The sequence below is a fragment of the Streptomyces sp. NPDC104814 genome (assembly GCF_055583185.1).
Window position 1 is genome coordinate 1 of sequence record NZ_JBVJOL010000009.1, and the last position, 12,548, is coordinate 12,548.

Annotated in this window: 13 protein-coding genes; 8 read left to right on the forward strand and 5 right to left on the reverse strand. The window is 72.6% G+C overall.

Annotated elements, in window-relative coordinates:
• The 5 genes from ACZ64A_RS26630 to ACZ64A_RS26650 all read left to right on the forward strand — a co-directional run.
• Nucleotides 1-225 (forward strand): adenosylhomocysteinase (locus ACZ64A_RS26630; RefSeq protein WP_469813771.1); only part of this gene is annotated, 225 nt, incomplete at its 5' end.
• A gap of 248 nt (nucleotides 226-473) precedes the next feature.
• The gene (locus ACZ64A_RS26635; RefSeq protein WP_469813773.1) at nucleotides 474-1,313 is read left to right on the forward strand and encodes an NmrA family NAD(P)-binding protein; all 840 of its coding nucleotides are present in this window, start codon (nucleotides 474-476) and stop codon (nucleotides 1,311-1,313) included.
• Nucleotides 1,314-1,395: 82 nt separating this feature from the next.
• Nucleotides 1,396-2,190: a hemerythrin domain-containing protein gene (locus tag ACZ64A_RS26640; protein ID WP_469813775.1), complete on the forward strand. Its 795-nt coding sequence runs from the start codon at nucleotides 1,396-1,398 to the stop codon at nucleotides 2,188-2,190.
• A complete protein-coding gene (locus ACZ64A_RS26645) occupies nucleotides 2,187-2,744 on the forward strand; it encodes an anthrone oxygenase family protein (protein WP_469813776.1) in 558 nt (185 codons plus the stop codon). The genes ACZ64A_RS26640 and ACZ64A_RS26645 overlap by 4 nt, the downstream gene beginning before the upstream one ends.
• Nucleotides 2,745-2,844: 100 nt before the next feature.
• Nucleotides 2,845-3,846, forward strand: a complete 1,002-nt coding sequence (locus ACZ64A_RS26650; protein WP_469813778.1) for an AraC family transcriptional regulator — start codon at nucleotides 2,845-2,847, stop codon at nucleotides 3,844-3,846.
• 267 nt (nucleotides 3,847-4,113) lie between these two features.
• Here the strand turns inward: ACZ64A_RS26650 and ACZ64A_RS26655 are convergent, their stop codons facing one another.
• The 5 genes from ACZ64A_RS26655 to ACZ64A_RS26675 are packed head-to-tail and all read right to left on the reverse strand — an operon-like array spanning nucleotide 4,114 to nucleotide 9,445.
• Nucleotides 4,114-4,959 (reverse strand): alpha/beta fold hydrolase, encoded by an 846-nt coding sequence (locus tag ACZ64A_RS26655; RefSeq protein ID WP_469813780.1) that lies wholly within the window; start codon nucleotides 4,957-4,959, stop codon nucleotides 4,114-4,116.
• Complete coding sequence (locus ACZ64A_RS26660; protein WP_469813781.1) at nucleotides 4,956-5,444, reverse strand: SRPBCC family protein; 489 nt, start codon at nucleotides 5,442-5,444, stop codon at nucleotides 4,956-4,958. The genes ACZ64A_RS26655 and ACZ64A_RS26660 overlap by 4 nt, the downstream gene beginning before the upstream one ends.
• Before the next feature lie 43 nt (nucleotides 5,445-5,487).
• A complete protein-coding gene (locus ACZ64A_RS26665; protein WP_469813783.1) occupies nucleotides 5,488-6,972 on the reverse strand; it encodes an FAD-binding protein in 1,485 nt (494 codons plus the stop codon).
• Between the two features lie 17 nt (nucleotides 6,973-6,989).
• Nucleotides 6,990-8,555 (reverse strand): flavin-containing monooxygenase, encoded by a 1,566-nt coding sequence (locus ACZ64A_RS26670; RefSeq protein ID WP_469813785.1) that lies wholly within the window; start codon nucleotides 8,553-8,555, stop codon nucleotides 6,990-6,992.
• Nucleotides 8,556-8,566: 11 nt separating this feature from the next.
• Nucleotides 8,567-9,445 carry a class I SAM-dependent methyltransferase gene (locus tag ACZ64A_RS26675; RefSeq protein WP_469813787.1) on the reverse strand — a complete coding sequence of 293 codons (879 nt, stop codon included), beginning with the start codon at nucleotides 9,443-9,445 and terminating at the stop codon, nucleotides 8,567-8,569.
• 191 nt (nucleotides 9,446-9,636) lie between these two features.
• Between ACZ64A_RS26675 and ACZ64A_RS26680 the strand changes: the two genes are divergently transcribed.
• From ACZ64A_RS26680 to ACZ64A_RS26690, 3 genes are read left to right on the forward strand one after another with little or no spacing between them, the layout of a single operon-like run.
• Nucleotides 9,637-9,891: a hypothetical protein gene (locus ACZ64A_RS26680; RefSeq protein ID WP_469813789.1), complete on the forward strand. Its 255-nt coding sequence runs from the start codon at nucleotides 9,637-9,639 to the stop codon at nucleotides 9,889-9,891.
• 12 nt (nucleotides 9,892-9,903) lie between these two features.
• Entirely contained in the window at nucleotides 9,904-10,890 is a 987-nt protein-coding gene (locus tag ACZ64A_RS26685) for a 3-oxoacyl-ACP synthase III family protein (protein WP_469813790.1), read from the forward strand.
• Nucleotides 10,887-11,639, forward strand: coding sequence for an SDR family oxidoreductase (locus ACZ64A_RS26690; protein WP_469813792.1), 753 nt, complete (start codon nucleotides 10,887-10,889; stop codon nucleotides 11,637-11,639). The genes ACZ64A_RS26685 and ACZ64A_RS26690 overlap by 4 nt, the downstream gene beginning before the upstream one ends.
• Nucleotides 11,640-12,548: the final 909 nt, after the last annotated feature.

A 12,548-nucleotide genomic window follows, 5' to 3' on the forward strand; every position in this document is an offset into this window, starting at 1 on the left:
TCCAACTCCTTCGCGAACCAGACGATCGCGCAGATCGAGCTGTTCACCAAGCAGTCGGAGTACCCGACCGGCGTCTACGTGCTGCCCAAGCACCTGGACGAGAAGGTCGCCCGTCTCCACCTGGACGCCCTCGGCGTCAAGCTGACCAGGCTGCGCCCGGAGCAGGCGGCGTACATCGGTGTCGACGTGGACGGCCCGTACAAGGCGGACCACTACCGCTACTGACCACCACCGACACTGGCCACTACCGCCACTGACCGGACGCATCCCACCGGCCGCCGGGCTCGAAGAGCGCTCAAGGCTGCCTCGCGGTGCCGTGCCGCCGTCCGCGGCCCGTGCCTAGGCTTCCCGAAGGCACGTTCACGGACCTGGTCCGCCGCCCGGCGAGCAGGCGATCCGCCGTAGACGTCCGCACACAAGGGTGAGCTTTGCGGCTATGTCCCCTCCGCCGGACAGGGAGTTGACTGAACGGCATGACGAACACACAGAACACCTCGGCGACGGCGAACAACACGATCCTGGTCATCGGCGGCACGGGCAAGACCGGACGCCGGGTGGCCGAGCGGCTCACCGCACGAGGACTGCCGGTGCGGGTCGGGTCCAGGTCCGGTGAGCCGCCGTTCGTGTGGGAGGACCCCGGCACGTGGGACGCCGCCCTCGACGGCGTCGGCGCCGCCTACGTCACCTACTACCCCGACCTCGCCTTCCCCGGCGCTGCCGAGGCCGTCGGAGCCTTCGCCAAGGCCGCGGCCGCCAAGGGCGTACGCCGTCTGGTGCTGCTGTCCGGGCGCGGCGAGGAAGGCGCCCGCATCAGCGAGGACAAGCTCAAGGACGCCGGCACCGAGTGGACCGTGATCCGCTCCAGCTGGTTCGCGCAGAACTTCAGTGAGAGCTTCTTCCACGAGCTGGTCATGGCGGGCGAGCTCGCCCTGCCCACCGGGGACGCGGTGGAGCCGTTCGTCGACGCCGACGACATCGCCGACGTCGCCGTGGCGGCCCTCACCGAGGACCGGCACGCCGGCAAGGTCTACGAGCTGTCCGGGCCGCGGCTGCTGAGCTTCCACGACATCGCCGCCGAACTGAGCAAGGCCACGGGCCGCGAGATCACCTACACGCCGGTCACCGTGGACGCCTACCGCACGTCGCTGGAGGAGAACGGGCTTCCCGTCGAGTTCGCCGACCTGTTCGGGCTGATCCTCGACGGACGCAACGCCCACCTCGTCCACGGCGTCGAGGAAGCCCTCGGCCGCAAGCCGAAGGACTTCGCCGACTTCGCCCGCGACGCCGCCGCCGGCGGCGTGTGGAACACCTGACGCGCTCGTCGGCCGCGGCCCCCGCCCCGGGGCCGCGGCCGGCGCCCGCCTTGTCACCCCCGCCGGGGGAGGAGGCCCTGCCGTGACCGGAACCGGTTCCCCGCCGATGTCGAGCGAGCGTCTGCACACGCTGCCCGGCCACTTCCACGCATTCGCGCTGATGCACATCGCGATGCGCCGTGACGCCCGCAGACTCGCCGCGGCGGCGCGTGCGGCGCGGCCCGGACAGCTCGGACCGGTGGACACCTGGTGGCGGCGGCTGCGCGACGTGATCGACTGGCACCACCGCAGCGAGGACGACGTCCTGTGGCCCCACCTGTGCCGCGCCCTGCCGGAGTTCGCGGAGTCCTCCCGCGCCCTCGCCGACGACCACGGCCATCTGGACACCGCCATGGACCGGGTCGGCGAGGCCCTGCGCGGCGGTGACCCCGCGCTCCTCGTGCCGGCCGCCGACTCCTTCGCCGCCGTGCTGGGCGCCCACCTGGCCGACGAGGAGCAGGTCGCCTTCCCCGCTTTCGCCGCCCTGGGCCCGCGGGACTACCAGGACGTCGAGCGCAGGCTGCTGCGCACCGCCCCGCCCCGGGTCCTCACTCATCTGCCGCCCTGGATGCTCGACGAGGCCGATGCCGCCTCCGCGGCACTGGTCGAGGCGACCATGCCGCCGCCCGTGCGGCTGCTCGGCCGGACCGTGCTGCGCCGGCGCTACCGGCAATCCCTCGCCCCCGTCGTACGGCTCGCCACGGCCTCCACGGCTTCCACGGCTTCCACGGCTTCCACGGCTTCCACGGCCTCCGTGACCTCCACGGCTTCCACGGCCGACCAGCAGGAGCACGCACCCCGGCAGGACGCGCGGGTGGACGACAAGGAGCAGCAGTGACCCAGACCGCCCCGCGTTCCCTGCCCGCCCTCGCCCCGGGCCCGGCAGCGCCCGCCCGCTCCGGCAAGGACGGGGACACGGCGCTGTACGCCGCCGCCGTCGCCCTCGGCCTGAGCGCCGGCCTGTACTTCGCGTTCGACGTCTCCGTCATGCCCGGCCTGGACCGCGCCGACGACGCCACCTTCGCGAGCGTCATGAACCACATCAACGACGCCATCGAGAACGGTCTGTTCGGGATCGTCTTCTGCGGCGCGTTCCTCGCCACCGGCGCCGCAGGGCTGCGGCTGCGCCGCCTCGGGCTCGCGCGCGCCGCACGGTGGGCGTGGGCGGCGCTCGCGCTGTACTCCGGCGCCGTCGCCCTCACCGTGGGCATCAACCTCCCGCTCAACCGGCAGCTCGCCCGCCTCGGACCGGCCCCCTCCGGACCCGCCCTGGCCGCCCTGCGCGGCAGATTCCGCGGCGTCTGGGTCCCGGCCAACGCCACCCGCACCCTGGCCTGCACCGCCGCGCTGCTCTGCGTCGGCCGGGCCCTGGTGCTGCGGGGGCGTTCCTGACCGCGCCTGCCCCGGCGGTCGTCCCCCGTCCCGCCGGGGCAGGCGCCTGTGGCTGCCGTCCGTCGGGCCGCGAGGCCCGGTCACACGCTCGGAGGATGACATGGATGCGATGACCGGCCTGCTCGAAGGGCCCAAGGCGCGCGGCGCCTTCCTGCTGAAGTCCGTCTTCAACCCGCCGTGGGCGCTGCGCATCGAGGACCGCGCGCCGGTCTCGGTGGTGACGATGGTGCACGGCGACGCCTGGGCCCGGCCGGACCGGGCCGACCCGGTCCGGCTGCGTACCGGCGACGTCGCGGTGATGCGCGGACCCGACCCGTACGTCATCTCCGACGCGCCGGACACCGGCGTACAGATCACCGTCGGCCCCGAACAGCGGTGCAGCACCACCGACGGCGAGGACGTCACCGAGACGATGGCGCTGGGCGTGCGCACCTGGGGGGACCCGCTCGGGGAGGGCTCGGCGGTGATGCTCTCGGGCACCTACCAGGCGCCCAGCGAGATCGGCCGGCGCCTGCTGAGCGCCCTGCCCGCCGTCCTGGTACGGCCCGTGGGCGAGGGCACCGACCCGCTGATCCGGATGCTCGCCCAGGAAGTGGCCCGCGACGAGCCGGGCCAGGAACTCGTCCTCGACCGCCTGCTGGACCTGCTGCTGGTCAACGTGTTGCGCGGCTGGCTCGCCGATCCCGCCTCCGGGGCGCCCGCCTGGTACCGGGCGCAGAGCGACCGGGTCGTCGGGCCGGCGCTGAGCCTGCTGCACGACGATCCGGCCCGGCCGTGGACGGTGGAGGCGCTCGCCCGCAAGGTCGGTGTGTCCCGGGCCCAGCTCGCCCGGCGCTTCACCGCGGTCGTCGGCGAGCCGCCGATGGCCTACCTCTCCAGCTGGCGGCTCACCCTCGCCGCGGACCTGCTGCGCGAACCCGACACGACGGTGGACGCGGTGGCCCGGCGGGTCGGCTACAGCAGCGGCTTCGCGCTGAGCTCCGCCTTCAAGCGGGTACGCGGGATGAGCCCGCAGGAGTACCGCGCCCAGGCGGCCGCCGGCGACCGCCCCCGCCGAGCCGGAACGTCCCTGCGGCTGCTCAGCCCACCCCTCCCCGCCTGACCCCGACACCGCCCTGCTCCCGGGGAGTACGGCGCCCACGGCACCGCGGGGAACGGGGAACGGCAGCAGCGAGGGCCGGCGTGCGGCACTCGGGGCCCGGGCTACGGCGCCCAGGCCCCGGCGCGTACGGCAACGCTCAAGGCCCCGGTGAGTACGGCGCCCAGGCCCCCCCGCGCGCACCGCGCCCAGGCGGTCGCCGTCCGGTCGGGGGACCGGTGCCGGCGTGCCGCGTGAGCCGGTGCCGGGGCCGGGCGGCACGGCGGCCGCTCAGCCCGTCTCTGCCCGGGTGACCTCGGCGACCGCGTCCGTGACCGCGTCGGGGCGTTCCAGCGGGAGCATGTGCCCGGCGCCGGGCAGTTCCTCGTAGCGGGCGCGCAGCAGCGCCTGGGCGAGGTCGCGGCCGAGGCGGGGGGCCACGACCTTGTCCTGCTCCCCGGCGAGCACCACCGTCGGCACCGTCACCGACACCAGGCCCGGCCGCAGGTCCATGCCGCGGGTGCAGGCGAACGCTTCCGCCCGTACGCGCGGCGCCGTCCCCGCGAACATCTGCCGGTTGACCTCGCGCAGCCGCGCGTCGGCCGTCTTGCCCATCGTCTGGCCGAGCAGCTTGCGGCCGAGGGCCGGCCGGGACAGCGCCCACTGGAACAGGCCGCTGCCCATCATGCGGACCTCGCTGTCGGGGGTGTCCTGCTCATGGGCCGCCGTGCCCAGCAGGACCAGTCCGCCCAGCCCGTCCGTGGCGGCGTCGGCCGCCGCGTGGGCCAGGGCGGCGAAACCGCCGCCGGAGTGCCCCACGACGACCGCGCCGGGCCCCGCGGTCCGCTCCAGCACGGCCCCGAGGTCCGCGCCCAGCCGGGCCACGCCGAGCGGCTCACGCCCCGGCCGGGAGGCGCCGTGGCCGCGCTGGTCGTAGAGCACCACCCGGTGCCCGGCGCGGATCAGCCGGTCGGCGACCGTGCCCCACACCCGCCGGGTGGCCGCCCAGCCGTGCACCAGGACCACGGTGGTGCCCGTCGGCTCCGCCAGTGGGGCGAGCACCGACACCGCGAGCCGGGCGCCGTCGTCGGTGCCGACCTGCGTCTCGCTCGCCGTACGCGTCAGGGCCGTCGTCATCGGACCGCCTCCGGCCGGCGCTGCCCCAGCAGGTGCCCCAGCCGCACGAACGCCTCACTGGTGGCCTTGGAGTGCTCCGCGCCGATGTCCGCGACCTTCGCCAGCAGCTTCAGCCAGCCGGCCGGGCGGCCCCGGAAGTGCATGCCGATCCGGGTGCGGCGGCCGTCGTCGAGCGGGTCCAGCACGAAGTCGCTCACCCCGCGGAAGACCCCGTCGACATACTCGACCGACAGCCGCCGCGCCGGGTCCACGGCGGTGGTGCGCGCGGTGAAGCGCAGCTTCAGGCCCCCCTTGTCGGCGCCCCGAGTGTGCACGGTGACCCGCACCTCACCGCCCACCTCGTCCGGCGCACCGAAGGCGGGGGCGAAGGTGTTGGCCGGCACCCACCAGGCCGACGCCCCGCGGAACTCGGCGAGGAGCATGCTCCACACCTCCTCGGGCGGTGCGTCCACCACCGCCTCGTCGATCAGGTCGTAACTCGTCATGCCCAACTCCTGTCGGATGTCCGGTGCGCGAAGGGCCTCGGCCTCAGCCGAAGAAGCCCTGGCCGGGAGTGAGGATGTTCGCGGGGTCGTAGGTCTTCTTGGCGGCGACCAGGGTGTTCCAGGTGCACCCGAAGTGGGTCTGCCAGTCCCTGACGGTCATGCGCGGCACCGCGCCGACCAGGTAGCGCTTGGCGCCCAGGGAGACCGCGAGGTCGTACAGCCGGCGGTTCTGCTCCAGCATCCGCTGCACGTCCGCGCCGGGCGCCGGGAAACGCAGCAGGTCGAACAGGTAGGCCACCGGTTCGTCCGGCTGCACGGCCAGCGGCCGGGTCAGCTTCGCCGTCGGATACGGGTAGAACAGCAGGAAGCCGGCGCCGAGGTCGTCCGCGGTCAGCTGCTGCTCGATCGCCTGGGCGAACGCCTTGGCCTGGGAGGCCGGCAGGAACAGGCTCAGCCACGGCTTGGGCTGGTTCCAGTAGCCGTTCTCCTTCAGCCACGCCTCGTCGGCGTCGGTGCGGAAGACACAGTCGCGGTAGGAGAGTTCCTCCACGGTCAGCAGTGAGCGGTCGTCGTGCAGCCCGGCCAGCAGCCGGTCACGGTCGGGTGCGGCGGTCCCCGCCCAGTAGGCCTGCCCCTCCAGCTTGTACCACCAGCCGGAGCCGTCCTGGGCGGGCATGATCTCGCCGACCTGGCCCTGGAAGCGGCGCTCCGCCATGACCTTCTCGGCGTCGGCCAGATAGGCGGTCTCGTCGCGGTAGACGAGCTGGAACACCGTCACCTTCTGCGGAGCGGGCACCAGATCGATGGTGGCGCGCACGATGATGCCGACCTGGCCGCCGCCGGCCAGCGCCGCCTGGAACAGGTCCGGACGCACCGACTTGCTGGCGGTGACGAGCTGCCCGGTGCCGGTGACGATGTCGAGCGACCGTACGGTGTCCACCTGCAGTCCGTAGGTCTGCACGGTCGCTCCGACGCCGCCGACGCTGAGCGTGCCGCCCACCGACAGATGCAGGTAGTCGGTGAGCGCCGGCGGGGTCAGCCCCTTGGCCAGCGCCGCCTCGGTCAGCTGGGCCCAGGTGACGCCCGCCTCCACCACGGCACCGGAGGAGTCCACCTTGATGATCTTCGACAGGCCGCGGGCGTCGATGGAGATGCCGCCGCTGGTCTGCGCCTGGCCGTAGCAGGAGTGCGACTCGAGGTCCGTGCCCGTGCCGCCGCGGCCGTTCATCGCGATCGACAGCCGGTTGGCGCGGGCGTAGTTGACCATCTTGACGATGTCCTGCACCGAGCCGGGCCGCAGCACCGCCCACGGGGTGCGCGAGATCATCGCGCCGAAGTCCTTGGCGAACTCGGCGGTGTCGGCCGGGGTCAGGCGCAGCGTGCCGTCGAGCGCCGGCAGTGCCGCGACGCCGGAGGCGTCACCGGCGACGGCCCAGGACCGGTCGGCCGCACTCCAGCCGGCGACGGTGGCGGCCGCTGCGCCGAGACCGCCCAGAACGGTGCGACGTGTAGGAGCGCTGTGTCTCATGGTGTCTCTCTCCTGCTCTACACGTGGTCGAGGACGGGCAGCCCGGCGCCCACCGTCGTGGCGAGCCGGTACTCGGAGGGGTCGAAACGGCTGGTCTGGCGGCGGAATCGCCAGGTGTACGTCGGCCAGATGGAGGGGTTGCGGCCGTGCTCGTCGAGGTACCAGCTGCGGCAGTTGCCGGCGTTCCACACCGTGCCCTGCAGCCGGTCCTGGAGCTGCTCGTTCCAGGCGTCCTGGGCCTCCTGGCGCACCTCCACCGAGGCCAGGTTCCGCTTCTCCATGGTCTTCAGCGCGTCCAGGACGTACCCGATCTGCGCCTCGATCATCACCACCTGCGAGGAGTGGCCGAGGGTGGTGTTGGGGCCCAGCAGCAGGAACAGGTTGGGGAAGCCGGCGACGGCGGAGCCACGGTGGGCGGCCATGCCCTGCTCGCGCCACACCTCGCGCAGCACCCGGCCGTCGCGGCCCGTCACGCGCCCGGCGAACGGGCGGTCCGTGGCCTTGAACCCGGTGCCGAGGATGATGGTGTCGACCGGGCGCTCGGTGCCGTCCGCCGTCACGATCGAGCGGGCGCGCACATGGTCGACGGAGTCGGTGACCAGCTCCACGTTGGGCTGCTGGATCGCCGGATACCAGGTGTTGGAGAACAGCAGCCGCTTGCAGGCCATGACGTAGTCGGGCGTGAGCCTGCGCCGCAGCGCCTCGTCGGGCACGGACTTCTTCAGATGGTCGCTGGCCATCTTCTGCATCTTCAGCGCGACGGCCGGCCGCTTCATCACGAACGCCAGGATCTCCCGGCCCCACATGTTGAAGTTGCGCCGGAAGTTCTGGTAGCCGGGCACCCGGTGCAGCAGCGCGGACTGCAGCGCACTGGTCGGCTTGTCGTTCTTGGGGCCGATCCACGGGGGCGTGCGCTGGTAGACGTCGAGGCGGCCCACCACCGGCTGGATCTTGGGCACGAACTGGATGGCCGAGGCGCCGGTGCCGATGACCGCGACGTTGCGGCCGCTCAGGTCGTGGTCGTGCCGCCACCGCGAGGAGTGGAAGACGGTGCCCTCGAAGTCGCCGAGACCGGGGATGTCCGGCACCGACGGCTCACTGAGGTAGCCGGTGCCGCTGACCAGGACCTGCGCGGTGTAGTCGCCCTGGGAGGTCTGGATGTGCCAGCGGCGGGTCGCCTCGTCCCAGCGCGCGGCCAGCAGCTCGTGCCCGAAGCGGATGTGGGGGCGCACCCCGAAGCGGTCCGCGGTGTCCCGCAGATAGGCGTACAGCTCCTGCTGCTTGCCGAAGGTGGACTGCCAGCCCGGGTTCTGCGCGAAGGAGAACGAGTACAGGTGTGACATCACGTCACAGGCCGCACCCGGGTAGGAGTTGTCCCGCCAGGTGCCGCCGACCTCGTCGGCCCGTTCGAAGACCAGGAAGTCGTCGATGCCCTGTTGCAGCAGGCGGATGGCCATGCCCAGGCCGGAGAAGCCACTGCCGATCACGGCGACCCGCAGATGGCGCTGCGGGCCGCCGGAGCTCTGAGCCGGCTGCGGCGCGGACGCCTCCCCGCTGTGCGCGGGTTCGAGAATGCTCGTCACGTCCCTGCCTCCTAGCGGCGCGCGATGGTGACGCGGAAGTTGTTGAAGAACTTGTCCTCGAGCGTGTACGCGAAGATGTCGAGGTAGCGCTCGAAGCGGGCGACGACCTCCTCGCCCTCCAGCGCGACGGCCTCGTCCCGGCGCTCGGCCAGCAGCTTCAGCCAGGCACGGCAGGCGACGGCGAACGACTCGCGCTCGTTGACGATCTCGACGACGTCGAAGAGGCCCTCGGCGGCCTGGGTCAGCTCGTGCAGGTGCGGGATGTGGCAGTTCTCGAACTCCGAGCGCTGCAGGAACTTCAGGTCGTCCAGCAGCTGCCGGTTCATCGGCAGCGCCTCCGCGGTCATGGTGTGCAGCACGAACCGCGCACCCGGCTTCAGCGCGGCCGCCACCTTGCCGAAGAACACCCGGTACTTCTTGGTGCGCTCACGCGGCGGCAGCGTGGAGGAGACGAAGTGCTCCAGCGCGTTGATGCAGAACGCCGCGTCGTAGGGGTCGTCGGTGGTGTGGTCCTCCCAGCTCTCCACCCGCACCGCGATCCGCGGGTTGTCCAGGCCGGCGATGAACTCCTCCTGGGTGCGGCTGAGGGTGAGGCCGACGGCCTGCTCCACGCCGTGCACCGTGGTGAGCCGGTTGAGCAGGGTGCCCCAGCCGCAGCCGACGTCCAGCACCCGGCGCGCGCCGGCCGCGCCGGCCAGCTCCGCGAACCGGTCGAGCTTGCGCTCCTGGGCCTCGTCCAGGGCCTCGGTGAGCCCCTCGCCCTTCTCCCAGTACCCGCCCGAGTACATCATCGTCGGGCCCAGCAGGAGGCGGTAGAACTCGTTGCTCACCTCGTAGTGGTGCCTGATCGCGTCGACCTCGGGGACCGACCGTGTTTCGACCGTGGTCATCTTCGTCCTCAACTCCTGTCCGGATCGCTGTGCCTGGCGCGAGACGCCGACGGCAGACGAGATAACCCGCCGCTCGCAAGACAGGTGCAACACCGGTGCGGGCGCCGGGCGGTGTTGCGCGCGCCTTGCGCGGTGGCCGCTTCCATGCGTTCTCGAACAGCGCCTAGCCCTTGCGAGGAAGGACCCACCTCATGTCTGTGCCGACGATCGAAGAGCTGGCGAACCGGCTGGAGGCCGTGTCCGGAGCCCAGCAGGTCGACCCCGACCACCCTCTGCAGCACATCCCCGACGTCGACTCCCTGGACCTGATGGAGTGGCTGTACGCGTTCCAGAACGCCTACCCCGACATCCCGGCCGACGAGTCGCTCTTCGCGGACATCGACGACACCACGACGCTGCGCACCGTCTACGACCGCATCCTCGCGCTCGTTCCGGCGCAGAGCTGAGCGGGCGGCGACGTGAACGGCTTCGACATCACCGGGTGGGGCATGTCCGTCCCGGAACGCGTCGTCACCAGCAAGGAGCTGGCCGACCGCTTCGGCGTGGACGAGCACTGGATCACCAGCCGGTGCGGAATCCGTGAACGGCGTGCCGTCGGCCCCGGTCAGACCACCGCCTCCCTGGCCGTCGAGGCCGGCCGTCGCGCCCTGGAGAAGGCGGGACTGAGCGGCGGTGACATCGCGCACCTGATCGTGGCCACCGCGACACCCGAGCAGCCCTCGCCGGCGACGTCCGCGTTCGTCCACCACGAACTGGGCATCGCCGGCAGCGCGCACGACGTGAACTCCGAGTGCGCGGGCTTCCTGTACGGCCTGGTCTCGGCGATGGCGCTGGTCGCGATCGATCCGCGGCCGATCCTGCTGATCGGCTCGGACACGCACACGCTCACCGCCGATCCGGCCGACCGCAACCTGTCCATCCTGGTCGGTGACGGCGCCGGCGCCGTCGTCATCGAGCCGGCACCCGAGAACCGGGTACTGGCCTGGAACCTGGGAGCGGACGGCAGCTGCACCGGAAGTCTCAAGGTGCTCGCCGGCGGCAGCCGGATGCCGACCACCGAGGAGACGGTGCGCCAGGGCCTGCACTACGCGCAGATCAACGGCAACGAGATCTATCTCAACGCCGTGCGCTACACGGTCCGTACGGTCCGCGAGACGCTGCAGTCCGCCAAGGTGGAGGCCGCCGAGGTGGACCACGTCATCCCGCACCAGGCGAACATCCGCATCATCAACTCCATCCTCTCCCACACCGGACTGCGGCCCGAGGCCCTGGTGGCGAACCTGGAGCGGTACGGCAACACGGCGTCCGCGTCCATCCCGATCGCGCTGGCCGAGGCGCTCGACGGCGGCCGGATCCGCGAGGGCGACCTGGTGCTGCTCGCGGGCTTCGGCGCCGGGATGACCTGGGGTTCCATGCTGCTGAGGTGGGGCGGAGGAAAGTCATGAGCAGCAAGCCGGCGGGAAGCCGCCCGGACAGCCCGGTGGCCCTGGTCACCGGGGCCTCCGGGGGACTCGGACAGGCTCTCGCGATCGAACTGGACGCGCTCGGCTGCCGGGTCGCGGTCCACTACAACAGCTCGCGGGAAGCGGCCCGGGCCGTGCAGGACAAACTCCGCAACGACTCGGTGCTGGTGACCGGGGACGTCGGTTCCTACGACGCCGTCACCGCGTTGTACGAGCAGATCGGCGAGCGGCTCGGCCCGGTCGACGTCCTGGTCAACAACGGAGCGGTCCGCAAGGACCAGGTCATGGTGATGCAGGCCCCCGCGGACTGGGCCCAGGTCGTGCAGACGAACCTGGTCGGCTCCTTCCACACCGCGCGCGTCTGCGTGCCGCACATGGTGCGCCGGCGCTGGGGGCGGGTGATCAACGTGGTGTCGCCCTCGGGCATCATCGCGACGCCGGGACAGACCGCGTACTCGGCGTCCAAGGCGGGGCTGATCGGCTTCACCCGCACCCTGGCCGCCGAGTGCGGCCGGCGCGGGGTGACGGTCAACGCCCTCTCGCCCGGGTTCATGATCACCAACATGACCCGGGACCTGCCGGACCGGGTGAAGGAGGGAATGGAGAGCAAGGCCCCCGTTCCGCGGTTCGTGACGGTCGAGGAGGTCGCCCGCAGCGTGGGGCTCTTCCTGGACCAGGACTGCATGACGGGTCAGGTCATCAGCATCGACAGCGGAGTGTCCATCATGTGACGGCCGCGGAATATGCCGGCGAACGGTCCGTCTTCCCCCTCGGACCGTTCGCCGTGCCCGGCGTGCCGGTGGGTCGAATTCCGTCTGCGGCGGATTCCCGGCACGCCGCGGAAAGCGTCCGCGGATCATTTCCGCGGACGCTTTCCACGTCCCACTCGCTTTACTCCCCCTGTGATCCGGCCACCCCTTTTCCAGCCCTCACAGGCCGACCGAGATCTTTCAAGCCCCCTGGCCCGGGGGCTTTCTGCGCCCGTCCTCCGGCCGCGGGTTTTCTACGTCTTCTTCGGCCGGCGGCTTTCTGTGTCGGTCCCCCTCGGCCGGGGCTTTTCTGCGTCCCCGGTCGGCCGGGGTGGCTTTCCGCCTCCCCGGCGACTGTGGACCGGGCCCCCGCCGGTGGGGGGTGACGCCATATGCCCGCGGGGCCCGGCTCCGTCGGCCAGGGCTGGCCCGTCGGGCGGGGGTGATGTCGTATGCCCGCGGGGCGGGCTCCGTCGGCCAAGGGCAGGCCCGTCGGGCGAGGGTGATGTCGTATGCCCGCGGGGCGGGAGCCCCGTCGGCCAGGGGCCGGCCCCGCCGGGTGGGGGAGACGCCGTATCCCCGCAGGGCGGGAGCCCCTGCGGGGATGGGCCGCTCCGCCGGGGACTGACGCTTTCCGCGTCACCGCGCCGGGGCCGTCGCGGCGCGCCGGGCGGGCCGGCCGGTCAGCCTGGCGGGCCTGCCGGGTGGCGGCGCTTTCCTCGCCGCCCGGGCGGCCGGGGGCCCTCTGTGCCCCCGCCAGCCGGGGCTTCCGGGGCCGTCGCGGCGCGCGCCGGGCGGGCCGGTTCGGTCAGCCTGGCGGGCCTGCCGGGTGGCGGCGCCTTCCTCGCCCCCCGCGTGGGCGTCCCACGTGGGCGTCCCGCCTCGCGTGGC

Excerpts from the sequence above, each read along its gene's own strand:
- ACZ64A_RS26635 (WP_469813773.1), top strand. The coding sequence starts at position 474 with ATGACGAACACACAGAACACCTCGGCGACGGCGAACAACACGATCCTG.
- ACZ64A_RS26680 (WP_469813789.1), top strand. The coding sequence starts at position 9,637 with ATGTCTGTGCCGACGATCGAAGAGCTGGCGAACCGGCTGGAGGCCGTG.
- ACZ64A_RS26675 (WP_469813787.1), bottom strand. The coding sequence starts at position 9,445 with ATGACCACGGTCGAAACACGGTCGGTCCCCGAGGTCGACGCGATCAGG.
- ACZ64A_RS26665 (WP_469813783.1), bottom strand. The coding sequence starts at position 6,972 with ATGAGACACAGCGCTCCTACACGTCGCACCGTTCTGGGCGGTCTCGGC.
- ACZ64A_RS26660 (WP_469813781.1), bottom strand. The coding sequence starts at position 5,444 with ATGACGAGTTACGACCTGATCGACGAGGCGGTGGTGGACGCACCGCCC.
- ACZ64A_RS26690 (WP_469813792.1), top strand. The coding sequence starts at position 10,887 with ATGAGCAGCAAGCCGGCGGGAAGCCGCCCGGACAGCCCGGTGGCCCTG.
- ACZ64A_RS26650 (WP_469813778.1), top strand. The coding sequence starts at position 2,845 with ATGGATGCGATGACCGGCCTGCTCGAAGGGCCCAAGGCGCGCGGCGCC.
- ACZ64A_RS26655 (WP_469813780.1), bottom strand. The coding sequence starts at position 4,959 with ATGACGACGGCCCTGACGCGTACGGCGAGCGAGACGCAGGTCGGCACC.